Source organism: Nostoc sp. NOS(2021), assembly GCF_017115025.1.
GTDB lineage: Bacteria > Cyanobacteriota > Cyanobacteriia > Cyanobacteriales > Nostocaceae > Nostoc.
Genome location: NZ_JABXKM010000239.1, coordinates 26,054 through 50,106, shown reverse-complemented (window position 1 = coordinate 50,106; position 24,053 = coordinate 26,054). Strand labels below are relative to the sequence as shown.

At 42.0% G+C, this 24,053-nt stretch carries 20 protein-coding genes and 3 pseudogenes; 12 read left to right on the top strand and 11 right to left on the bottom strand.

Features of this window, described 5'->3' with window-relative positions:
- Positions 1-27 precede the first annotated feature (27 nt).
- A complete protein-coding gene (locus HWQ41_RS25285; RefSeq protein ID WP_292769167.1) occupies positions 28-630 on the top strand; it encodes a heme-copper oxidase subunit III in 603 nt (200 codons plus the stop codon).
- A 114-nt stretch (positions 631-744) separates the two neighbouring features.
- Here HWQ41_RS25285 and HWQ41_RS34380 read toward each other — a convergent pair.
- A pseudogene (locus HWQ41_RS34380) lies at positions 745-822 on the bottom strand (retroviral-like aspartic protease); the annotation flags it as partial.
- Between the two features lie 416 nt (positions 823-1,238).
- On the opposite strand from HWQ41_RS34380, the gene HWQ41_RS25280 reads away from it, so the two are divergent.
- Positions 1,239-1,469 carry a hypothetical protein gene (locus tag HWQ41_RS25280; protein WP_292769165.1) on the top strand — a complete coding sequence of 77 codons (231 nt, stop codon included), beginning with the start codon at positions 1,239-1,241 and terminating at the stop codon, positions 1,467-1,469.
- 88 nt (positions 1,470-1,557) lie between these two features.
- Positions 1,558-1,743 (top strand): hypothetical protein, encoded by a 186-nt coding sequence (locus tag HWQ41_RS25275; RefSeq protein WP_292769162.1) that lies wholly within the window; start codon positions 1,558-1,560, stop codon positions 1,741-1,743.
- Positions 1,744-1,761: 18 nt separating this feature from the next.
- Here the strand turns inward: HWQ41_RS25275 and HWQ41_RS25270 are convergent, their stop codons facing one another.
- Positions 1,762-1,962, bottom strand: coding sequence for a hypothetical protein (locus tag HWQ41_RS25270; RefSeq protein ID WP_292769159.1), 201 nt, complete (start codon positions 1,960-1,962; stop codon positions 1,762-1,764).
- 234 nt (positions 1,963-2,196) lie between these two features.
- On the opposite strand from HWQ41_RS25270, the gene HWQ41_RS25265 reads away from it, so the two are divergent.
- The 4 genes from HWQ41_RS25265 to HWQ41_RS25250 all read left to right on the top strand — a co-directional run bounded on the left by HWQ41_RS25265 (position 2,197) and on the right by HWQ41_RS25250 (position 8,532).
- Positions 2,197-4,914 carry a TonB-dependent siderophore receptor gene (locus HWQ41_RS25265; protein ID WP_292769156.1) on the top strand — a complete coding sequence of 906 codons (2,718 nt, stop codon included), beginning with the start codon at positions 2,197-2,199 and terminating at the stop codon, positions 4,912-4,914.
- Between the two features lie 68 nt (positions 4,915-4,982).
- Positions 4,983-5,735, top strand: coding sequence for an alpha/beta hydrolase (locus tag HWQ41_RS25260; RefSeq protein ID WP_292769153.1), 753 nt, complete (start codon positions 4,983-4,985; stop codon positions 5,733-5,735).
- Between the two features lie 450 nt (positions 5,736-6,185).
- A complete protein-coding gene (locus tag HWQ41_RS25255; protein WP_292769150.1) occupies positions 6,186-7,058 on the top strand; it encodes an iron-siderophore ABC transporter substrate-binding protein in 873 nt (290 codons plus the stop codon).
- Positions 7,059-7,311: 253 nt separating this feature from the next.
- Positions 7,312-8,532, top strand: coding sequence for an acyl-CoA dehydrogenase family protein (locus HWQ41_RS25250; protein WP_292769148.1), 1,221 nt, complete (start codon positions 7,312-7,314; stop codon positions 8,530-8,532).
- 91 nt (positions 8,533-8,623) lie between these two features.
- Here the strand turns inward: HWQ41_RS25250 and nifE are convergent, their stop codons facing one another.
- The 5 genes and pseudogenes from nifE to HWQ41_RS25225 all read right to left on the bottom strand — a co-directional run bounded on the left by nifE (position 8,624) and on the right by HWQ41_RS25225 (position 13,538).
- Positions 8,624-10,015, bottom strand: a complete 1,392-nt coding sequence (gene nifE, locus HWQ41_RS25245) for a nitrogenase iron-molybdenum cofactor biosynthesis protein NifE (protein WP_292769145.1) — start codon at positions 10,013-10,015, stop codon at positions 8,624-8,626.
- A 676-nt stretch (positions 10,016-10,691) separates the two neighbouring features.
- Positions 10,692-10,930: pseudogene (locus tag HWQ41_RS25240) on the bottom strand (ISAzo13 family transposase); the annotation flags it as partial.
- 291 nt (positions 10,931-11,221) lie between these two features.
- The gene (locus HWQ41_RS25235; protein WP_292769143.1) at positions 11,222-11,599 is read right to left on the bottom strand and encodes a hypothetical protein; all 378 of its coding nucleotides are present in this window, start codon (positions 11,597-11,599) and stop codon (positions 11,222-11,224) included.
- Between the two features lie 21 nt (positions 11,600-11,620).
- A complete protein-coding gene (locus tag HWQ41_RS25230; RefSeq protein WP_292769140.1) occupies positions 11,621-12,028 on the bottom strand; it encodes a hypothetical protein in 408 nt (135 codons plus the stop codon).
- Between the two features lie 442 nt (positions 12,029-12,470).
- The gene (locus tag HWQ41_RS25225; protein ID WP_292769138.1) at positions 12,471-13,538 is read right to left on the bottom strand and encodes an NAD/NADP octopine/nopaline dehydrogenase family protein; all 1,068 of its coding nucleotides are present in this window, start codon (positions 13,536-13,538) and stop codon (positions 12,471-12,473) included.
- A 1,069-nt stretch (positions 13,539-14,607) separates the two neighbouring features.
- Between HWQ41_RS25225 and HWQ41_RS25220 the strand changes: the two genes are divergently transcribed.
- Together HWQ41_RS25220 and HWQ41_RS25215 are read left to right on the top strand one after the other, a co-directional pair.
- Positions 14,608-15,921, top strand: coding sequence for a substrate-binding domain-containing protein (locus HWQ41_RS25220; RefSeq protein WP_292769136.1), 1,314 nt, complete (start codon positions 14,608-14,610; stop codon positions 15,919-15,921).
- 170 nt (positions 15,922-16,091) lie between these two features.
- Positions 16,092-16,937: a GNAT family N-acetyltransferase gene (locus tag HWQ41_RS25215; protein ID WP_292769133.1), complete on the top strand. Its 846-nt coding sequence runs from the start codon at positions 16,092-16,094 to the stop codon at positions 16,935-16,937.
- Here HWQ41_RS25215 and HWQ41_RS25210 read toward each other — a convergent pair.
- Together HWQ41_RS25210 and HWQ41_RS25205 are read right to left on the bottom strand one after the other, a co-directional pair.
- Positions 16,929-17,141, bottom strand: a pseudogene (locus HWQ41_RS25210) (hypothetical protein); the annotation flags it as partial. The gene HWQ41_RS25215 and the pseudogene HWQ41_RS25210 overlap by 9 nt on opposite strands.
- The gene (locus tag HWQ41_RS25205) at positions 17,123-17,356 is read right to left on the bottom strand and encodes a pentapeptide repeat-containing protein (protein ID WP_292769131.1); all 234 of its coding nucleotides are present in this window, start codon (positions 17,354-17,356) and stop codon (positions 17,123-17,125) included. The pseudogene HWQ41_RS25210 and the gene HWQ41_RS25205, both read right to left, overlap by 19 nt.
- Before the next feature lie 296 nt (positions 17,357-17,652).
- Between HWQ41_RS25205 and HWQ41_RS25200 the strand changes: the two genes are divergently transcribed.
- Positions 17,653-17,988 (top strand): hypothetical protein, encoded by a 336-nt coding sequence (locus tag HWQ41_RS25200; RefSeq protein WP_292769129.1) that lies wholly within the window; start codon positions 17,653-17,655, stop codon positions 17,986-17,988.
- A gap of 70 nt (positions 17,989-18,058) precedes the next feature.
- On the top strand, positions 18,059-18,763 hold the full coding sequence (locus HWQ41_RS25195) for an ATP-dependent Zn protease (protein WP_292769127.1): 705 nt from the start codon (positions 18,059-18,061) through the stop codon (positions 18,761-18,763).
- Between the two features lie 175 nt (positions 18,764-18,938).
- Here the strand turns inward: HWQ41_RS25195 and HWQ41_RS25190 are convergent, their stop codons facing one another.
- Positions 18,939-19,964 (bottom strand): GGDEF domain-containing protein, encoded by a 1,026-nt coding sequence (locus HWQ41_RS25190; RefSeq protein ID WP_292769123.1) that lies wholly within the window; start codon positions 19,962-19,964, stop codon positions 18,939-18,941.
- An 881-nt stretch (positions 19,965-20,845) separates the two neighbouring features.
- Entirely contained in the window at positions 20,846-21,028 is a 183-nt protein-coding gene (locus HWQ41_RS25185) for a heavy-metal-associated domain-containing protein (RefSeq protein ID WP_292769121.1), read from the bottom strand.
- A 279-nt stretch (positions 21,029-21,307) separates the two neighbouring features.
- Here HWQ41_RS25185 and alaS point away from each other — a divergent pair, with 279 nt between their 5' ends.
- On the top strand, positions 21,308-23,950 hold the full coding sequence (alaS, locus tag HWQ41_RS25180) for an alanine--tRNA ligase (protein ID WP_292769119.1): 2,643 nt from the start codon (positions 21,308-21,310) through the stop codon (positions 23,948-23,950).
- Positions 23,951-24,053: the final 103 nt, after the last annotated feature.

Sequence of the window (24,053 nt, the reverse complement as noted above, 5' to 3'; positions counted from 1 at the left end):
CCCTCAAGGTAAAAAATAATTCCACCAATGGACAGTTATATCAATTCAAATGAATTGCACCAAACAGGCGCAGAACATAGCCACGACGAAGAAGGCAACAAGATGTTTGGCTTCATCATCTTCCTGATGTCTGAAAGCGTCATCTTTTTAAGTTTTTTCGCCGGATATATCATCTACAAAACAACGACTCCTAACTGGCTACCAGTTGGTGTTTCAGGGTTAGAAGTCAAAGATCCGGCAATCAACACAGTCATTCTAGTTGCCAGTAGCTTTGTCATTTACTTAGCAGAAAAAGCCCTTCAACGTCATGACTTGAAAGGGTTTCGCCTGTATCTCTTGGCAACGATCGCAATGGGAAGTTACTTTTTAGTCGGACAAGCGATTGAATGGAGCCACCTGGAGTTTGGTTTCACCTCCGGGACATTCGGTGGCACATTCTACTTGTTAACGGGCTTTCACGGCTTGCACGTTCTCACTGGCATTTTGTTGCAGATGATTGTTTTGGGTCGCTCTTTTATACCTGGTAACTACGACACAGGTCATTTTGGTGTAAATGCCACCTCTATTTTCTGGCACTTTGTTGATGTAATCTGGATTGTTTTGTTTGTCCTTATTTATATCTGGCAATGACACTTTTTTGTCTGAGGTTTTTATGCGGAAGGTAGCGATTAGGACTTACACAACACTACTAATTTTCCTGTTGCGATCGCAAGTAGAAGTCTATAGAGATTCACTAATCTACTCTTGCCAGATTGTTCCTAACTGTAAGCCAATTTCGTAAGGTAGAACATTAACACTTGCACCTGTATCTAAGAGTGCGATCTGCTATTCTTAGATCCATCGTGGACACACGAAGCCATTGCGATCACAGTTGATCAAAGACTGCGATCGCTCCAGTATTAAATAATAAAACAGGAGCCGTTGCCAAACCCTGAAAAATTCCCCATAGCAGAGCATATCAACGAATCATGTCAGCATTCGTCCATGCACAATTGATGAAGTTATGAGCGGCAAGTACCTGAGAAATTGGTTGCCTTGATTAGTTCCAAGTTGCCTAATTGATGACTTAGTTAAAATATCAAAGGCGCATTAGATGCCCTTGGAATATTGAAATCCTTATAATAAGCCCGAACCCTCCCATGACATCCCAGGAGGGTTATATTTTGCAACTAAACTAACAGACTTGGAGCAACTATACGACTTATGCTTGACAATGTATTCTTGTACCTTAAAAGCCAATGCCGATCGTATTTAATGTAGTAGACGCTGAGGACAAAGAGCATTACCTGAACTATGAAGAGATAGAGGAAACAAAGGTAGCTGATGAAGGATTACGCAACGATGATTACCTCGATGCTAAATGCTTTTTCGTCCTCCTCAAAAATGGAGATATACTCCTTCTGGAAATGGCTAGACAAAACCAAGTAAGTAAAAACTTCCTTTACCGCTTACTGATGCCAGGAGAATAGCCTCCTTTAATATCTAGGGCTGCCTAGATGGCTTTGGGCGGTCGTAGAAGTAGGGAGCATGTTGGGTGGGGTTTTTCATTTCAGATGCATGAGCCAGCCCGACCCTACCGACCTTGCCAGCGGTAGCAAAGTCCCCGCCCAACCATCGCCGCCTCTGGTAGTTCGTGCGATCGCGTCCTTTTTAGCCACTTGTTTATCAGGCTTGACGCATAGGGGACAAAATTTATGCCTTAATAGCAGTGCAACTTGCCTACAATTGCAGCATAACGGCTGAGTTAGCCCGCCTGTTCTTCTACACCGTCCAATCCTCCCTCACTAAACCTGGAACCTTGCTGAAGTCACTAACGTTTCGGGTCAACAATACTAAATTACGAGATATGGCGATGCCTCCGGGGGGCTGCGCCAACGCTACTATTCTTAAATCCATCGTGGACAGACGAACCCGCTGCGATCGCAGTCTTTGATGAACTGCGATCGCGTCCCTTTTAGCCACTTGTATATCAGGCTTGACGCATAGTAGAGATATATAAAAAGTTCCTCTAAAGTAACGCCACGCTAGGTAAAAACTCAGATGTCAACATCTTGTTAAGAATCTTTCTCATTAGAATAATTGTCTGGAAAACAACATAAATGGTTGATTTCCTACTCAATCTTGCTTATACTTCGCAATGTAAGTTTTACTTGCGATGGTAAAGAATATTGGCACGTAGATTGGTAGGAAAGTGGAATGAGCAATCATCGGGGTGTGTGCAATGGGTGTTTGCCAAGTTTGGTAGCGAGTGTTTGCATCGGTTTGGGTAGTAACCTAGTCAAGCAGGAGCTAACTCTTGCACAGTCCCCAGTCAATAAAGAAGCGATGCCTGCGGCGGGCTACGCCTACGCATCAGTAGTCAGAAAAACCTCTGTTCAATCTGCTTTAGTCACCAAGTGGAAAGCGAAGCGATCGCAAACACCCATATCAGAAGTTCGTCAAGCCAATTTTATAGAACGTCCCCTCAGTGGCAGATCATATGTATTGGGAGTCAGCAGAGATCAGAACCTTATCGCTGAACTAACTGAAGCGACAACAGATGTAGTGTCGGTTACAGATGTGAAGGTGAATACCACTGTTAAGGGAATAGAGTTAATTTTAGTTACGCCCAATTCTGAGAAATTGTCCGTTTCTGGGAAAACTGAAGGTAATTCCTACATTGCAAATATACCCAATGCTCAGTTGCAATTGGCGAGTGGGCAGAGTTTTCAACAATTAAAGCCAGTAGCAGGAATTACACTAATTACAGTAGCCAATGCGGACGGGAACACGCTACGGGTGACAGTAGTTGGGGAAAAGGGTGCGCCTGTGGTGGAGTTATTTGATAGTCAGAGTGAAGGTTTAGTGTTTGGGGTGACAAGTACTGCATCCACGGCACAGCAGCCAACACCAACACCGGAAAAGCAACCACCCATTGAGTTAAATGTAATTGGGGCCCCTGAAGGAAGCTATAACGTTCCTGACGCGACTACAGCCACAAAAACACCAACGCCACTACGCGATGTTCCTCAGTCGATTCAAGTGGTTCCCCGGCAGAGTTGGGAGGATCAAGGAGCCATTAACGCTATTGATGCCTTAAGAAGCGTCGGTGTTATCCAGGGTTTTAATTCGCCGAGCAATGGTGATGTCTTCACCATTAGGGGTTTTCAGACGACTAATATCCTTCGCAACGGTCTTAAGGACTATGTAGGAGGAGCTACAACGGGACAAACTCAACTCAACGACATTGAACAGATAGAGCTTCTCAGAGGACCTGCCTCTGTCCTTTACGGCCAAGGCAATCCAGGTGGTACGATTAATTTTATCACTAAGCAGCCCCTGAGTGAGCCTTACTTTGCTGCCAGTATGACTGGCGGTAGTTATAGTTTGTATCAACCAACTTTAGATATTTCTGGGCCTCTTAATTCTGACAAAACACTCCTTTATCGGTTAAATCTTTCCTACCTGACTACAGGAAGCTTTGTTGACTTTTTTAACTCCCAGCGTTATCTAATTGCACCCGTTGTTAGTTGGCAAATAGATCCCAATACAAAAGTCACTTTTGAAACAGAGTTCCGATACCAGCAGCAGTTTCCGAGAACAGGACTACCTGCTGTAGGAACTGTTTTGTCGAACCCAAACGGAAAGATTCCGCTCAGTCTTAACACATTGGATGTGAACGCCAAAAACGATACTACCTCTGTTCTGTTGGGCTATAACTTGGAACATCGCTTTAATGATAACTGGTCTTGGGTGAATGCTTTTAAGGTTAGGTTTGTTGGCTTTCTAAGAGATAGTGCCAATTCTGTCGCTCTACTACCCGATGATCGGACTCTGAGACGCTCAGAGCAAACCGATATAGGAGGACCAGGTGTGGATAACGAGTATGCTCTAGATCATCATCTGACAGGTAAATTTAAAATCGGTGGTCTTCAGAATGAATTAGTCGCAGGGTTTGACTTGTACAGAGAGATCAATATTTACAATCGGACTATGAGTGCTGTTGGTTCTATTGATCTATTTAACCCCGTCTACGGTAAGCCCATTGGTGCTGTTACTTCTACACTTAATCAAAAAACGATCAATGATGATATCGGTCTTTATGTTCAAGATTTAGTAACCCTTGCTCCCAACCTGAAGCTAGTCCTCGGCGGACGAGGAGATTTTGTCCAGAGTAGTGTTACGAACTTTTTAAATGCAAGTGCCAATCGAAGTCAACCTGACCAGGCATTTAGTCCTCGTGTAGGTCTTGTCTATCAACCTATCCAACCCGTCTCACTCTATGCTAGCTACAGTCAATCCTTCTCCCAAAATATTGGAACCACGTTTGATGGTAGTTTATTTCAACCCAGTCGTGGCACTCAATATGAAGTGGGAGTTAAAACTGATTTCTTCAGTGGCAAGCTGTCTTCTACCCTGGCTTTGTATCAACTGACTCTATCCAATGTATTGACGACTGACCCTAATCATCTCACCTACTCTATTGCAACAGGGGAACAACGCAGCCGAGGTATTGAACTCAATGTTACCGGGGAAATCTTACCAGGCTGGAATGTGATTGCCTCCTATGCCTATACGGATGGACAAGTAACAAAAGACAATCAATCTATTATTGGCAATCAACTAGTGAACGTTCCTAAGAATAGCGCGAGTTTGTGGACGACTTACACCTTTGCCAAGGGGAATTTGCAAGGGTTAGGGTTTGGACTGGGTTTGTTCTATGTCGGCGAACGGCAGGGGGATCTGATCAACTCGTTTAGTGTACCCAGTTATTTACGCCTTGATGCTGCTGTCTACTATCGAATAAATCACCTTCGCTTCGCGCTTAACCTGAAGAATCTGTCCGATGTTCAGTACTTCACCCCTCGAACTATCCAACTTGTTTATCCTGAAGACCCATTTATTGTGGAGGGAACAGTAAGTTGGGAGTTGTGACAGAGCAATAGTGGAATGACACGCTTGAAAAATTGATTATTTCCAAATTTTGATGTTTGAGAGTATTTATGTCTGATGATACCGATGTTGTTTGGATCAGTTCTAGTCATGTATTGCAGCGTTTTGATCGACCATTACTACAATATATATCACAGTCTATGAATGTGGATCAGTGGGAATATCTCCACGATAAAGATGAAGGTAGTTCCATAGATGAAGCTGTAGATTTGATATATGAATTCTTAGCACAGTATTCTCATCCTATACATTTAGCAGGTCATGGTGCGGGTGGTGCGTGGTTTACCGCCGCAGGCATCGCCTTAACTTTTGCTCGTCGCTATCCCCAAAAAGTGCGCTCGCTGGTCTTATTGGCTGTAGCTTCTCAACCTGCTAATACTTGGCATGTCCACTATTATCTGCAAAGAAAATTATTTACTATGAGTCGTGAGCAAGTTTTAGCAAGCTGTGTTCGTCATCTCTTTGGTGAGCAACCCCATAATACTAGTAAAATATTAATGGCTGTGTTATGTAGAGATTTAGAACAATCCCCTCTTTTACACTCTCTTTTCAAATTAACCGAGTTACCTCAAGGCGGGGTTTCTATGCCCATGATGGTATGTGGGAGCAAGAACGATATCATTGTTAATTCACCTGCATTAAAAGGCTGGTTAAAAGGGCTTAAGCCTGAAGATTATCTGTGGGAATATGCCAAAGGTTCTCATTTTTTTCATTACTTTTATCCTCAAAAAGTCTGCGAAAAAATGTTGAGCTTTTGGCAACCATATCAATTACAATCAATGCGCTACATCTTGCTAATCTGATGCGGGCAACTCATCATTGGGCTACTCAAATTGAGTATTGAAGCCGTTTTTAATTAAAATAAGCTGGGAAAATACTATTAAGTTTACCGATGTTGCTGATTGATGAGATGAATTTTGTTTCGTGCAGAGGCGCAAAGAATCTATCTTTAGCCTTGGTCAAAAATCTCAATTAATCCCGCAAATATGCAATGCCAGAAAGCTTTATGGTAAAGGAATTTGTTCAAAGCCTAGAGAGTTCAGTCTGCCTCTTTCACAGCCTTTTCTGCGATCGCTCTAACATAATCTGTATCTTCTTGACTGTATATGCCTAAGTTCTGCTTTGTTGTGCTGCTCACGCTCTTGGTGATTTCTGCTTGCAGTTCCTTTAGTCGTCAATTACCGACCAGCGACATAGCTGTTGTTCCCTCAAGTCAAACATCACCTGTGCCCGTCCACCTAGTCCAACACGCAATGGGTCAGACTCTAGTCCCCGTCCATCCTCAACGAGTTGTCGTCATAGATCCGTGGCTAGTGGAAATACCTCTAGCTTTGGGAGCCAACCTGGTAGGTGCTCCAGGTCTGGCTTCAACTCTCCAGGGGCTAGGGTTAGAGGACAAGCACCCCGGCATTGAAGACATTGGCGCACTTCTTACGCCGCCGAACATGGAGAAGGTTATAACTCTCAAGCCGGACTTGATCTTGGGCACGATTCGGAACCGGGATACTTACAGTTTATGGTCTCACATTGCACCCACCGTTCTGCTTAAGGTGCAAAGCAATGGAGACTGGAAACAACCGTTTATGCCAGCAGCAAAAGCTCTGGGGAAAACCGAGACAGCAAAACGTTTGATGGATGAGTATAACATACGTTTAGCCGAATTCAAACAAAAAATGGGTTCCCGACTCAAAAAAACTTTAGTTTCCGTCGTGCGCCTTATCCCAGAGACGATTAACCCGTTAACCAAGGGTGCATTCTCTGGAGTGATCATAGAGGATGCTGGTCTAATCCGTCCTCCTTCGCAAAATCTGGATGCTAAAGCAACTCAAAAGAAAGCGGGCAACCCCGTTGGCTACAATATCTCTCCAGAAGTCCTCACCCAGATAGATGGTGATATCCTATTTATAGTGCGCTACGGCTTCAAAGACCCTGCACAGTCAAAGATAGCTGTCAATAAACTCATGGCAGAACCTCTGTGGTCAAAGCTTAATGTTGTCAGGCAGCGTAAAGTTTATGTAGTTGATGATTTTTATTGGCTCACTGGTAGCTATCTCTCAGCTAATCGAGTTATTGATGATTTATTTACTTATATCTTGCACCCACTGAAAGAAACTAACAGTAAATGAGTAAAGCGTGCAAAAGTGTAACCTCATTTTTATTGGTGGTTAATTTTCGATTTGTCAGTCTCAAGTCCATATAAGAAAAGGCAAACAGTATGTAATTATGTTCTTATATTTGCTTATTCCCCTACTACTTTTATTTGCCAACATAATTATTATTCATACCGCATTAAAATAACCTACTTACAAAAATTGCCATAAATCAACTACTGCAAGATATAAGATTAGCAACTAAAAACAAGTCGATTACTTCTATTAAATGATATTCAATCTAACTCTCAACAAGCAAACTCTGATTGAGCGCATTAGCCAACTTGCACGCGATAAATTCGCCTCTCGCGCCGCTGGTTATGACCACAATGCTAGCTTCCCAAGAGAAGATTTTGAAGACCTTTTTCAAGCAGGTCTGAATGCGCCTGTTGTGCCAACTGAATACGGTGGTCTAGGGTTAGGACATGATAGCGATATCTTTACCTTGTGGATGATGACTAAGGAACTGGCAAAAGTGGATTTATCCCTAGCCCGTTGCTGGGAAGGACACGCAAATGCCCAAGTTTTACTAGCGGCTATGGCTAATGAGTCTCAAAAAAAGTGCTGGTTTGAGGGTATTGTCCAGCGTGGTGAGAAATGGGCGGCTTGGAGTGGAGAACCCCAGTCTCAGATTCCAGGTCAAGAAGCCAGCCTTGGCACAAGTGTTCAAGTGGTAGATGAGGGATATATCATTGATGGCACAAAGGTATTCGCCACCAGTGCCCCAGAAGCACAGTGGGCAATTCTCTTGGTCAACACAGCAGGGCCTGGGGGAGCGCGTCATAGCAATGGCTCACCGACATCAGTATTGTTACTAGCCTGCAACCTATCCGACCCCAGTATTAGCTTTGATGATAGTTGGTGGCAGCCAATTGGGATGAGAGGTACAGTAAGTTATTTAGTTCGCTTTGAAGGTACTTTCATCCCTAAAGAAAACTTGATTGGCTATCCAGGACAGTACATCCAACAGGAGTGGCAGACGCGGTTTACGCCTCTGTATGGCGCTGCTTTTTTAGGAGCTGCTGAAGGAGCCTATGATTATGCTTTAGCATACATCAACAAACAGGAAAAAGGACACGACCCCTACGTACAACACCGAATTGCTAAGGCAGCAATTAATATAGATACTATGCATTTATGGCTGCGGCAGGTAGCCACTCTTTGGGAAACAGGCCAGGTCTTAGGGGCAAAACAAGCAGGCAATCGTGCCCGTTACATAACTGAGCAACTGGCTTTGGAAACGGTGAACGACTGCGTACACGCTTGTGGAGCTCGCTCCTTGATTAAACCAAGTCCTGTGGAGCGGATATTGCGAGATTTATCCTTTTACGTATTACATGATAATTGCGATCGCGTTTTGTCCTCAATTGGTCAGGAGATTCTAGGGCAATCCTTTGATCGTGGCTATTTCAACACCTACCCAACTCGTCAAGAAAACCTTACAGAGTAATAAATTTGTAATAAAAAATATATTAGAGAGATTGAGGCAACTTGTGGTAAAGAGATCGGTTGTGCGATTCTGTCGCTTGACAAATAATTTGTCAAGCGACATCATGGTTAACTTTTTCATCCCAAGGAGCAGGTTTGCTGACTTGCTCCCACACAGGACTAGACAAGGCTTTATATAATTCTCGTGCCAGTTCCACCAGCCCCATATAACCAGCGTAGGCATGATGGCGTTCATGGTTAACATCCAAAAAAGGAATTTGTGCTTTGAGTGCTGTATATTTATTGCCAGTCCCAGTAATCAAAATATCAGCTTTTGTATCCTTTAGTACTTGTAGTAATCCTTGCGGGGTTGCTTCGGGCAAAAGAATGCCATCTTGACCAAGATATTGTTTAATTTTGGCTTTCTCCTCTTCTGTAGTCTTTGCGTTAGTGGTAGCAATTACTTCCATTCCCAAATCTTTGGCGGCTAAAATAATCGACCAAATTTTTACACCACCAGTACAAAGAATAATCCGCTTGCCTTTCAACTGGGGACGGTAAGGAGCTAGAGCAATATCTAGGGCTGCGTTTTCTTCTCTTATCAACCATTCTGTACGTTCTTGAAGATATTTATCCCCTAATGTTGCTGCAATATTTCGTAAGCAATGGTTTAAGTTTTCCACACCGAAGAAAGATTCTTCAACATAAGGAATTCCATAAAGTTCTTTCATTGTTTGCGCCATTGGCAGCACTACATTGGAGCAAATGACTACATTCAACTTGGCACGATGAGCATAGCAAATTTCTTTATAGCGAGCATCACCCGTAATTTTGGAGAGAACGCGTATACCCAATCTCTTGAACAGTGGTAAAACATTCCACAAATCACCAGCAACGTTGTAATCACCAACAATATTGATATCGAAAGGGGTGGTAAATTCTGGTTCTGCCGTTCCGATTACATATTTCAATAAAGTCTCATTGCCGATGCGATTACCTAAATTTTTACTACCAAGAAATCCAGGCGAATTTACATAGACAACCGGAATATCAATTTTCTGTGCAGCTAGTTTACAGATACTATCGATATCATCACCAATCAAAGCGGTAACACAAGTAGCGTAGACAAAAATAGCCGTAGGATTATAGCCTTGGGCAACATCGAGAATAGCTTTGTACAATTTTTTTTCACCACCAAAAATGACATTATTCTCACCAAAATTAGTAGTAAAAGCAGTTTGGTATAATTGAGAGCCTGATGAGAGGCTACCATGAGTTGCCCAAGGATTATGAGTACAAGCAACAGCACCATGTACTAAATGAACAACATCAGTAATAGCTCCGACAGAAACCATCGCTCCATCTAAAGGACAATTTCCTTGGTTTGCACCAGGTTGTGGTGGTTTTGTGCAAGTTAGTTTTTTCTTGTCACCCAATTTTTTTTGATTATGTTTGCAAGCTGTTTCGTCAAGTGGTTCGTTGATTGTTACTTGAGTATTTTTCATGGCTTTCCTCGTACTGAAGATTAATACAAAAGAGTCAAGATTTAGGAGTTAGAAGGCGCAGTATCGCTTGCCAAATTATTTTTTAGCTCTATTTATTAGCCTAAAATCTGCTCTAGGTAAGCAATAGCCAAAATCTTTAATCCGAGTATGGCGTATCTCAATAAGTACAGTTTTGGCTACTAATAGTACGAACGCAAAGATGAATAAAAATCGTTCTTTGGTTCTATACCAACACTAATTTTGTAAATGGTCATTTAATTTGTCAAACGACACAAGAAAGATTCTTCGATGCTTTGTATTATTAGAATAAAAAATATTTGAGTTCCTTGACTTAAAAAGTCTAACAAAAACTGTAATTAATAATAGTAAGAATCATAACAATAGTGTGAACATATATTGTAATATCCAGCATAAAGGCAGTTATATGTAGACAGGTTTGTATAGATGAAAATCATAATTATTTTAATATAGATAAGATGCCAATTAATGGAAACAGACAGACTATTCTAACTGTATGTGAGGATATTAATGATTTAAATTATATATTAATTAGGGATGTTTTATTTATAAAAATCGGCGATATTGCTAAACTGAAAACAAGAGAAAAAGTGGAATTATTGGCTTATTAGACTCACTAGCTAATGACTAATTGTAACCACAAATTCTATTTGTAAAGTTCTTCTGCCTTATAATTATCCCTCGCCGAATAATTATCTACACAAGTAATGCCACTAGTTAATTCTTTAATTCCTTTATAAATAGTTTTCTATCCCACCCCAATTATTTTTGAGCCAGCAGTTGTCCTGCGTAACCTCATCCCATTACAGTTTGCACTTAAAAACGCCGTCTTGCTGTACCAATAAATTGAGTTGCTGTTTCTTTAAGCAAACTTTTCAGTGAGTCAGTTAATTCAATTGACACTCTTAGATACCCAAAAACTCGAACTATAGAGAATTGAACTTACTACAAAAAGGGGAGTCAGGGCTGCGATCGCAGCCCTGACTCCTTACCCTCTACAATGATTATTATTCCTCTTTACTGAGGATTTTATTTTTTGGAAATCCCTTATCACCCAGTCCCTTAAAAAGTGTTGGTAATGACAAGGCCTTTAGTTCCAGCATTTACATCGGTACAGTGTAAACCCTAGACTTTTGTACAGCAAGCCTTATGAGCTTTTTTAGTCCAAATGTAAGGAGGGGCTTCATCTTAGTCCGGCCGATAGTAAAACTCCCGACACAGAAAATTGGGTTGGCTGCCATCCTTGAACTTGTGAAACGCAGCAATGACCCACAAATCTTTGTTCATGTTCGCTGCCAACAAAGATTCCACTGAATCGTGATCGTATCTAGCACAGAAAGCCTTCTCATTGATATTATCTACAAACGGTGTCACCTCAGTTTCACCCCAATCTTTGAGGGACTCGGCACCATAAGCGTGCATAATAATTTGCTCATTATGCTTGGTTAGGGTAAATTTCTCGATCCATGTAGTCTTGGTATTGGAGTTTATCCAGGTTCCTAAATAAGGCGTAAAATCAATCACGGTGTCCTTGGGCTGGTTACCGTAAATTTCGTTTCGTTCCATCTTGAAATCTTCCTTTTCTTACTAGCGATGAAAAAACTCGCGGGCAAAATGATCAGTTCGACCACTACCATCTACGTAGCGGGTATAGGACTGAATTACCAAGATTCCCAATTTTTGGTTTGCCACCAGATGTGTCTCAATCCCGTCTAGCTTGTAAAAAGCGTGGAATCCTCCTGCTATAAGTGAGTTTCCTACAGCGTAAGCCACTGCCTCAACCTTACCCCAGTCAATTGGATCGGGTTCGTTGGCTCCATACCCCTGAAACACAAGGCGACCGTCTTGTTCAGTCAGAACCACCCGCACCAAATAATTAGTATCCGATTTAGTATTGACCCAATTACCGACTAAAGGTGATAGTTCTATTGGCTCCTTGATACTAGGGCGTTGGTCAGCCTGCATATAGTGTGCGTATTGAGTTGTTTGTGTCATTAGCTAACTCTCTAACGAATAAATTGCAGCATTGTAATAACAAATATAAACTACTTATTAACGTACATTTAATTAAGATAATATTTTATTAATAAATTAAGTTTTTAGTGACTAAAAATAGCAATTTTCACAGAGAAAATTTGTCTTTTGATTATAGCATATCATAAATTATTAGCTATATTTCCTCAATATTATCCCTGCCTTAATCACTGACTAAGAGCTATTTTATAATTGTCCCCAACCAGATGATTTAAGTAGGAAGATAAAATTAATTATATAATTCTTTCCAAATTATCAAAGAATTTTTTCAACAGAGTCGATAAAATTTTCCCAACTAAAGTAAGCATCTATATCAATCCATTCATACTTAATAAACCGCCACAAAATATCAATCAAATTCAACTCCGGTGAATAGAAGAGCAGTTCAAAGATGGTAATACCACTAAAGTTCTTGACTCAGCTGATGCCGATCAAATTCCAGAAACTCAGCATTCCACTCTAGAGGTATATCAAGGAACTTATTTCCGATTGTGATGCAACTGTCCAGAAATGGTGTTTTTACTCCAGTTAGGCGAGCTAAAACTTGTAGGGGAAAACAGCCATAAGGTAGATCCTCAACCAAATAGCGGTGATGAGGGTTACACAGCGTCGTATTGGAGTAGGCTCCAACCTGCTGCATATGTTCATAAAGGGATGATCCGGTGGTTCCGTATGCGATTTGATAGTGGCTTTTGATATCAATTAAGTTGAGGACTCCCAGTGCTTCACCCACTGCTATGCGATCGCTATCTAGGTGGTCAATGAGTCCAACAGTACGGGAACCAAGGTTATGATAGAGGTTGTAATCCTCACCAGATTCCCATCTAGCTAATGAAACCAGAAGCAGAGGAAGGTGAATAATGTCATTAACTTTATTCAGATTAATTTCTAAAACCGAAGCAGCAGCACATAAATTACTAAATACAGCTTGGTAAGCGCTCACAATGCGACTTGTCATGATTCGGTTCTGAGCCGCCACAAAGAATTTGTTGGTAAGTGTGCTAATCCTGATTTGATCCTCCGTATTACCGCGACTGACGAACGGAATATTGTTGACATCAGCCACAGCAGGCAATTGTTCCTTAGCTATTCCCAGTCTCTGGAGTACCTTACAAAAAACCCGACCTGCAAAGCGGCTAGCACAGAAAACCAGAACGTTCATTTGAGGATTGACATATTCAGCTAAAATTCTGGCGTAGGGTTCGATGTCTTGACCACGACAACAGATCAGCACGTTGAGTGGTAGTTTCCCACCATTGAGTGCCGCCAACTCATAAATGTTATTGGAACAAGCTGCAACTAGATAACTTCCGGGAGAAACTGATCCAATTGAGTGAATGGTTCTTGTCTGGGCAACAATGGAAGAACGGCGAGAGAAAAGGTAAACAGTATGTTCTTGATTACTCAAATAGGCAGCTGTTGCTAAACCAATGTGTCCTTTACCTACAACCAGGTACTTAGTCTGTAGCATGTGCCAATTAGTTTATCCGAAAACCATAAACAAGGATATCTTAAATTTGCTGAATCCAAGTGTGAATTATGCACTCGCCTAAAAGTTGCAAGCGTTGTGCGCCTGCATCGGCACATAACCACATTTAAGATAATAACTACAAATTATTATTCCGATGGAACACATCAGCAATCAATTTTTCAAATGCGATACCTGCGGCGGGCGGAGCCATCGCTAATAAAAATCTGATGGTTAACATATGGACACAGGTACGTTGCACGTAATTTAAGCTTAAAATCGTTCATCTTGATTATAAAATCAGGAAAAATTCTGTAGCTATAAATACACTTTTCATAAAAAAATCCCAGAGGAAACTTTTTATTAGTTTAGCAATTATTTTGGACATGTGTATGATATGCTTGCTACAAAGGGATAAAAAACAGTAATAAACTAACAAAAAGTCTAGAAATTACTTGACTTCCCGCAAAAACAAAAATCTGGCAAGTATTTTGACAAGATGTATGCAAAATTACAAACGCATTAACAGAACTTCCAGCACAAAAGGCACACGCTATAGCAATCCGATTTGATTCGGTGAATCACTCATAGAGATAGGGAACGGGGAAGAAAGAATAAAGGTGTACTGAGTTTTTTCAAAAATCAAATATAACAAATACAAATAGCTGACTTTTCCCGTTATCTTTTGAGGGGATGCGATCGCTCCTGGAAGCGCTATCCCAAAGTCCTATTCTCTCGTCGTTTATTGTCATTAACTCTCATGTATTGATGATACATGAGAGCTTAAAACCCTTACTATTTCAACCTTTTACGACTTAACGGGAAAGGTCAGATACAAATAGGAGTCCTATAGAAGACCTTGCTATTACTTAGGCACTCAATCATGAAAAATTTTACAGTCAGTCATGAAAATCGACTTTCCCCTACATACGCCAGTTGCTACAAGTCGGGAAACCGCATCGCCCTTGGCGTCTCCCCTTGGGAGAAGGGCGCACTGGCCTTTTTCAAGTCAGATTAAATGTGTCAGCTACGGCTTTTTGTAACGGAGAGATACAGCCTCATAAAGCAGGATATGAATATTTACAATAACCTGAAGGCAATTAGAAATCGTCTGGGCATGAGTCAGCAAGAATTAGCTAATATAGCTGGCGTAACCCGTCAGAGTATTGGTGCTGTGGAAACGGGACAATGTACGCCTTCGGTTACTATTTCCTTGCGTTTAGCTAAGGCACTTGGTTGCCAAGTTGAGGACTTATTCTGGTTAGGAGAGGAGGATTTACCCAAAATTGAGGCGATTCTTGCCGATTCGATCCCTAACCTACAGCAATTACAAGTTATTCTAGCGCGGATTGGGGATCGATGGATAGCTTATCCCCTATTAGGCAGAGATGCTTTTCGCATCGAAATGATTCCATCTGATGGTGAGGTAGTTGCAGTGAGCCACCCCATTGTAGGGAGTGACGTTAGCGCAAGCGGTAGCGATGTAGGAGCGTCACCTGTAAGAGTGGACGGTTTCCCCAGTATAAACAAACTGCCATTAGCGTTAGCGTACCCCTCCGGGGAAGCAAGCTACGCGCAGCGTCTCATAGAGAGGAACGAGCCTCACCCGGAGGGTGACGCACAGAGCCAGATAGGTACAAATAAAGTTGTGGTTCGGCTTCTGGATGATATGGACAAACTGTACAATACAGTTGTGATTGCTGGTTGTACACCTGTGCTTTCCCTGTTGGCAAAAGCAACTGAACGCTGGCATCCAAAAATGCGAGTTCATTATCGTTTCGCCCATAGCAAGGCTGCATTGCGTAGTCTATGCCGAGGTGAAGTTCACATTGCAGGGATGCACTTATATGATCCCCAAACTGGGGAACATAACATTCCCTTTGTGCGAGAAGCCTTAATAGGTAAGAGTGCGATTTTGATTACCCTTGGAGTTTGGGAAGAAGGATTGTTAGTTCCACCAGGAAACCCAATGGGAGTTAAAACAGTTTCCGACTTAGTAGAATTTGGAGCAACTATTGTCACCCATGAAGTGGGTTCTGGCAATCGGATGCTTTTAGAACGGAAACTCCAAGAAGAAGGAGTGCCATTTGAAACTATGAAAAGATTTGACCATATCGTTCACAACCATCAAGATGTTGCCTTATCTGTAGTCTCAGGAATCGCTGATGCAGGTATCAGTACGGCATCTATAGCTGCTACCTTTGGCTTGGGATTTATTCCCCTTCATAGTGCGCGATACGACTTGGTGATTCTCAAGGAATACTTGGAAGAAGCACCAGTACAGCAGTTTCTGAATATATTGGGACATCAGCTAGTGCGATCGCAATTACAAATTCTCGGCGGTTATGACATCAGCAAGACTGGGGAAGTTGTAGCAAATATTTAGAGTCGAATGGCACTAAGAAAAGATACAGCCCTTGCCCAGAATGGGTTAAGAGGCTATAGGCTCTTAACCCATTCTGGGAGGGCTGCCGCCTCCAGTAGCTTATTAAGAATTATCACTGGGTTTGCGAAAGTAAAGTTAAATAGTTAACAGCCTAGCAGTCAGGAGATATTATGACCATTGACAACTTCATCGTCCGCCCAATGAACAGATCGGAAATTGATTTGGCGATTACTTGGGCAGCAACGGAAGGTTGGAATCCAGGAAGATATGATGCTGAATCTTTTTATCAAGCTGACAAGAACGGTTTTTTATTGGGCGAGTTGAATGGTGAGCCAGTGGGGTGCATTTCTGCTATTGCTTACGATCAACACTTGGGCTTTCTAGGTTTTTACATTGTGAAACCCCAGTTTCGTGGGCAGGGGTTAGGTATGAAAATTTGGAAGACAGCAATGGACTATCTGGGTGCTGACCGTAACATCGGCTTGGATGGTGTAGTAGCTCAACAAGATAACTACAAAAAGTCTGGTTTCCAAATCGCTTATAACCATATTCGTTATCAAGGGGTGGGTGGTGGTGTTGTGCCTCCTGGGATCGTGGAACTGAAAACAGTGCCTTTTGAAGAGTTGGTGGCTTACGATTACCAACTTTTTCCTTCTCAGCGTTCGGTGTTTCTACGACATTGGATTGAACAGCCAGAAAGTACTGCTTTCGGGTTTCTCAAAAATGGATATCTTGTTGGTTACGGAGTTATCCGCTCTGCCCATACAGGTTTTCGTATTGGGCCACTGTTTGCTAATGACGAACAGATTGCTGAAGCATTATTTCAAGCCTTGCTTGCAGAAAATCCTCATGCTCCAGTGTTTTTTGATGTGCCGGATGCAAATCTACAAGCGATTAACCTAGTTCAACTTTACCAATTGCAGCCAGTCTCTCAAACTGCTCGGATGTACACTAAAGAAATTCCTAGTTTACCTATTAATCGCGTCTTTGTTGTGACAAGTTTGGAACTAGGTTAGAAACGAACAAACAATGTGTTTAGACCTAGTGTTATGGGTAATGAGGGTTAAGTTATTTGTCAGTGCGCTCGCGGCAATGTGTAAATCATAAGCTCCAATTGGAGTGCCTAATGCTTCTAGCTGAAAGCGAATCATTCCAAATGTCATTGCTGCGAGATCGTCAAAAGATAGTGATATAAATTAAGCTAAAAATTCTTGCTGTAAGCATTGATGCCATTCATCTCGCCAGCATAACGGAGGTCGGCGTTGCTCAAATTAATCCCACTCAAATTAGCTCCGTTCAAAAGACTACCAGCCCCCATAGCCCAAGCGGGGTCTTGTCCTACATAAGAGACATGCAACTCAATCCAAGAGAAATCTCGTTCCCCAGCAGCATATCGGCGCAGCAACTCTTCAACCTCTATGACTTTTCTTTCCATACCTCAACCTCTGCATCAAGCAACACAATTAACTCTACCGCTAAAACCCTCTGGTCTAACCCGTTCGACTCTAGCAACCCAGTAGTAATAAAGATTACCAACAGTTAGGTCTGATGCCTGTTGCAAATTAGATGTCCAGCCTCATTTGCTCTACTTAGGGAAATAGGAGGATTTGGCGGTGGTGTTGGAATAGGTGGTGCTTTAGCTGCTGGATTAATGTATTTACAGGACTTAGTTTTATTGCCGTAATTGTTGCAAGTGTAGCTGCTGCAATTGCAGGTTCGTTTGGTTTTGGAATGCTAGATTTTGATGGACTAAAAGACAAAATAAAGGGGAAAGTAATTGAAATAGGATTTCAAAAATTTAATGAGTCAATGGATAAAAATAAATTACCCGCCAAGTTAGATGAAATTATTGGTTCAGTCTTTGAAAACCGAGTTGAATCAGTCTGTCGAGTCATCGCACAAGCGATCGCACTTTACGAAAATCTCCTAGAACAGCAGGAAAAGGCTCACAACGAAACTCTGGAACAACGTGAGGCTGAAAAGTGGTGGATTTACCAAAAGCGCCAAGAACTTGAGCAAGTACAGAATGGTCTGGAAGTCATTCTCAGTAAATGCACCATTGTTTAATCACATTCCTTTTGTAGCTAATTTCGCCTCATAATAAAGAAAGATTAAGCAGATTTTCAGAAAACTCTCAATGAGCCAGACTACTTTAAATTTAGTTGCAATATCTATTTTTCTCATGACCCTATCGGTACTGCTGGGGCCATTCTTAAACTTATCACCGGCAGTACCGGCGATCGCTACCTTCACCATCTTAGGCATAGCGACATTAGATAGTTTCAGCTGGCAAGGCAAGGGTGGTACTATCTTTTTGGATTGGATTGCTGGTTTTTCAAGCGAACACCGCGATCGCATCGTCCACCACGAAGCAGGGCATTTCTTGGTTGCTTGCCTATTGGGTATTCCCGTTACCGGCTATACACTCAGCGCTTGGGAAGCCTGGAAACAGGGGCAACCTGGGCAAGGCGGCGTTAACTTTGATGATGGCGAATTAGCATCTCAACTAGAAGTAGGTAAAATCAGTGCCCAAATGCTAGACCGCTACTGCACTGTTTGGATGGCGGGTATTGCTGCTGAAACCCTAGTTTTTAATAATGCTGAGGGTGGATCTGATGATAAAAACAAGCTGATAGGAGTCTTGACAATTTTGGGTTTTTCTGAATCAGTTTATCAGCAGAAACTGCGGTTTCATACCCTCCAGGCAAAAACCCTACTGCAAGAAAATTGGTCTAGCTACGAAGCTTTAGTTAATGCCATGCGACAACGCACTTCGGTAGAAGATTGTCATGCTGAGTTAGGAGTAGGGAATGGGGAGAAATCAATTCAAAATTCAAAATGACGCTCGCGGACTCGCTCTAAGCGAAGCTATGCCGAAGGCTTTACGCTGCGCTAACAAAATTCAAAATTGTTCGCGCAGCGTCTCGTAGAGAAGAAAAAGACTGGGGGACAAGGGAAATAACCAATGCCCAATGCCCAATGCCCAATGCCCAATGCCCAATGCCCAATGCCCACTTTTAAGAAGAAACAGCTTTAAAATGTGGGATATGAGATAAATAGTTCGAGCCAATAACCCGATTACGCCCAGCAGCTTTAGCCTGTAGCAAGCATTGATCGGCACGATGCAACAGACTCTCTCCTTGATCATCATCCTCAGCTTTCAGACAGGCTGTGCCCAGGCTAATGGTAATACTAATTGTCAGTTTATTGCTGAGTGAAAATCGTTCGTTGCTGACTACCCGATTGAGACGACGGGCCACGACTAGTGCTTCGTCATCGGTAGTGTTAGCCAGAAGAATCACAAATTCTTCGCCACCATAGCGGAATGCTGTGTCTTGAGAGCGGAGATAGCGTCGCAGACGCTGACACAGCAACTGCAAGATGCGATCGCCAACTAAATGCCCGTGAGTATCGTTAACTTTCTTGAAATGATCTACATCCAGAATAATCAAACTCAGGGAAGTTTTTTGAGTCCTAGCTCTTTTAATTTGTCTGGGTAAGTCCCATTGTAAAGCACGGCGATTATTTAATTGTGTCAACGAATCGGCTAAGGCGATCGCTGATAACATATCATTTGTCCGAATCAAATCTCGGTATTTTTGCGCTTTCCGCAAGCCAACAGTTAATTGAGCAAGTATTAGTCCATGATTGGCAGTCAATTCTGCCAAGCTATTGTCTGTTTTTTCTTCAAGAAGATGCCAAATATAAGCATCGGCTCCTTGCTTTAATGCCGCAGCACTCATCTCCAATTCCCTTTGCCAACCATACTTCTTTCTATCAGTAAGCTGCTGGTAACGATCCTCGAAGAGAATACAGTATATCCAGGATAGCTTTGTCTGGTCTTTCAAGCAACTGCACAGTTCCATACTGCCATCCAAGCTAGCCTGCACAATTATTATATCGGGGGGCGTAATTTGAATTCGCGACACTGCCTGATTAAGATTGTCTATAACTTCTACACTAAAAGCAGTCGCATAACGGATCTGATCTGGAAGTGTAGCGATAAAGTTATTCTTTCCAAAGACCAGAATAGAAATATTCATTGCTTTATTTTTATCCTATTTAAATTTTAAAGATATTAAATTACTAAAACTTACTGTTATTCCTGCCTAATAGTAAATCTCTTGTTTTAGGCAAAGTTATATTTATTGATATCTGATTTGTTTAACACTGAATATACAATATTTTTCTAACTTTCATCTCCTTTTAAGACTTTATATCTACTACTACAGTTTTTAAAACCTTCTCTTATGACAACTAATGTCTTCTTTACAGAATATTTTTAACACAGTAAAAACACTGAATATTCTTTGTACGCATAAAAACTATTCCTGTAGTTTCTTAAGTATTATTTTATTGAGGTAATTAACAAAATAAATTGTTTGCAATAACTGTCACGTTAGACAGCAGAATTTCTCCCAAAGGAGAAAAATAAATAAATTATAAAACTTTTCATTCCATTATAAAAGCCAAAACATTTTCATGGAATGAAAATGTTATCTACCAAAAAGCAGTTAAGCCTTTTTCTTTAAGAAATAGTACAGCACGGTGTAAATTCTGCTAAAGACAAGTTGCTTGAGCAACTTGTTTTGCCACAGTGTACTAGGCTTTTATCAAGTATTAAGTTAAAGGTTGAATTGCAAAAAAACGCGAATCAAATAGGTATAAAAACTCACTCTTCATAAGGCAAGTATCTTTTTGGCACTAACATCCCTACAATTACAGATCGAATTTATCGGATAAAAAATTTACAATTTAAATTAGGTCTGAAGCAAAGTATCACGATGTGTTATGAGGAGAAACAAAATGTTTCTGCTTACGCCTAATTTGCGGAAATTAGTTATTTTCTACCTTTTTCATGGGTGGAAATAAAAATCTAAATTTTTGGTGAAAAGCTAGAATCGGATCAATAACCCTCAACTGCCTAACCAGCAGCAACAATTACCTGTTTGATTGACTCCTCAGAAGCTGCTGATTCTACCGTGACAGTTTTAGCATTAATATCGACATCCACCTTGGCTTCAGGTTCCATAACGTGGATGGATTCAGTAATTGTTTCTGCACATCCCTCACAAGCAATATTTGATACTTTCAGCTTTAGTGCCATTTGTTACCTCAATATCGGAATTTTAACTTATTTCTTAAGGAATAATTTTAACCATCAAAATGCGATGTCTACGACGGGCTACGCCTACGCGCATCCTACTAAAGTAAGGTAGTGGTTTAAAAGCATCCTAATAACTGTATATAGCTCACCGACTGGCACAATTCGCTGGCAGTAATATGAAACAAAATGCAAGAATATATAAAGCTATTTATGAAAATACCCTATCTAGTGCCGCTACGCGGAAATATTAAAGTCTAAAGTCTAAAGTTAAAAACACCTATGTCTTCAAATCCCCACTACCTAAGCGGTAACGAAATTCGCAACATATTTCTCGACTTCTTTGCCCAACGGGATCACCAAATTCTCCCAAGTGCCTCCCTCGTGCCAGAAGACCCAACCGTGCTGTTGACGATCGCAGGGATGTTACCATTTAAGCCGATATTCTTAGGGCAGCGCACACCAGAATTTAAGCGGGCTACGACTTCGCAAAAGTGTATCCGCACCAACGACATCGAAAACGTCGGACGCACCAAACGGCATCACACGTTTTTTGAGATGCTGGGCAATTTCAGCTTTGGTGATTATTTTAAAGAACAAGCGATCGCTTGGGGTTGGGAAATTTCCACACAAGTCTTTGGCTTCTCCCCAAAAAATCTCGTCGTCAGCGTTTTTGAAGATGATGACGAAGCCTTTGGGATTTGGCGCGATCAAATCGGTGTGCCGGTAGGGAGAATTAAACGCTTGGGCGAAGATGATAACTTTTGGGTATCTGGGCCGACTGGGCCTTGTGGCCCCTGTTCAGAAATATATTACGACTTCCACCCCGAACGCGGTGACGAAAATATAGATTTAGAAGATGATTCCCGATTCATCGAGTTTTACAACCTCGTCTTCATGCAATATAACCGGGATGCTTCAGGTAATTTAACGCCACTGCAAAACAAGAACATCGACACCGGCATGGGTTTGGAGAGAATGGCGCAAATTCTCCAAAAAGTACCCAATAACTACGAAACTGACCTGATTTTCCCTATCATCCAAACAGCCGCCCAAATTGCTGGCATTGATTACCACAAAAGTGATGAAAAAACCAAAGTTTCCCTAAAAGTTATTGGTGATCATGTTCGTTCTGTTGTCCACATGATCGCCGATGAAATTCGTGCTTCAAATGTGGGACGGGGTTATGTGCTGCGGCGATTAATTCGGCGGGTGGTGCGTCATGGGCGATTAATTGGGATTGATGGCGAATTTACCACCCAAGTTGCTGAAACTGCGATCGCTCTTTCTGAATCAGCTTACCCCAATGTACGCCAACGGGAAGCAGCAATTAAAGCTGAGTTGCAACGGGAAGAATCCAATTTCCTCACCACTCTCGACAGAGGCGAAAAACTGCTGGAGGAAATCGTCCAAGAACTCAAACAGCAAGGAAACAGCCAAATCAGCGGCAAAAGTGCCTTTAAACTCTACGACACCTACGGTTTCCCACTCGAACTAACTCAGGAAATTGCTGCTGAAAATGATCTCACAGTTGATGCTGAGGAATTTGAGGCAGAAATGGAAATCCAAAAAGGACGTGGTAGAGATGCACACGAAACCATCGATTTAACTGTGCAAGGTTCCCTCGACAAATTAGCAGAACACATCCAAGTCACCGAGTTTTTAGGCTATACCCAACCTGCGACGACGGCGAAAGTCGAAGCGATATTAGTAGAAGGTGTTTCCCAAGAGGAAGCAGAGGCGGGAACACAGGTGCAAATTGTTCTTGACAAAACGCCATTTTATGCTGAATCTGGGGGACAAATCGGCGATCGCGGTTATATCTCTGGTGATGGTATCGTTGTTCGGGTGGAAGACGTTAAAAAAGAATCTGATTTCTTTGTTCACTTCGGACGCATCGAACGCGGTACACTGCGCGTAGGCGATAATATTACCGCCCAAATTGATCCGGCTTGTCGGCGTCGCGCCCAAGCTAACCATACCGCAACCCACCTGTTGCAAGCGGCTTTGAAGAAAATCGTTGATGATGGCATCTCGCAAGCTGGTTCCCTGGTTTCCTTTGACAGGTTGCGCTTTGACTTTAACTGTCCGCGTGCGTTGACAGCAGAGGAAGTCCAACAAATTGAGGAACAGGTAAACACTTGGATTGCGGAAGCACATGCTGCGAAAGTGGAAGTATTACCTTTAGCAGAAGCGAAAGCTAGGGGTGCTGTTGCCATGTTCGGCGAAAAATATGGTGAAGAAGTGCGGGTGATTGACTTTCCTAGCGTATCAATGGAACTATGCGGCGGGACTCACGTCAGTAATACTGCTGAAATCGGCGTGTTCAAAATTATCTCAGAAGCTGGCGTAGCTTCTGGAGTGCGGCGTATTGAAGCTGTTTCGGGGCCGGCAATACTAGATTATCTCAATCTTCGGGATAAAGTAGTTAAGGATTTGAGCGATCGCTTTAAAGTTAAACCCGAAGAATTACCAGACAGAATCACAAGTCTGCAAAGCGAACTCAGAACCAGCCAGAAGGAATTGGAAACCTTAAAGGTACAGTTAGCGATCGCCAAATCTGACAGCTTGCTGCAAACAGCCGAAACTGTAGGCGATTATAAAATTATCGTCGCTCAATTAGAAGATGTTGATCCAGAATCTTTGAAAACCGCCGCCGAACGCTTGCTGCAAAAAATTGGTAATGGTGCAGTGGTGCTAGGTTCTGTTCCCGAAGCAGGGAAAGTTAGTATAGTTGCAGCTTTTAGTCCAGAAGTGAACAAAAAAGGTTTGCAAGCTGGTAAATTTGTAGGTGCGATCGCTAAAATCTGTGGTGGCGGCGGCGGTGGAAGACCGAACTTAGCCCAAGCCGGCGGACGCGATGCGAGTAAATTACCAGAAGCGTTGAGACAAGCACAAAGTGAGTTAAAGTCCGCATTGGGTTAACCATTTTCTGGTTCAACGAGAGGGAGAAGTGTAACGCATCGCTCGAATTGATAGTTTGCATACCTTTAACAAGTTGCTCAAGCCCCTTGTCTGTTCTATCGAG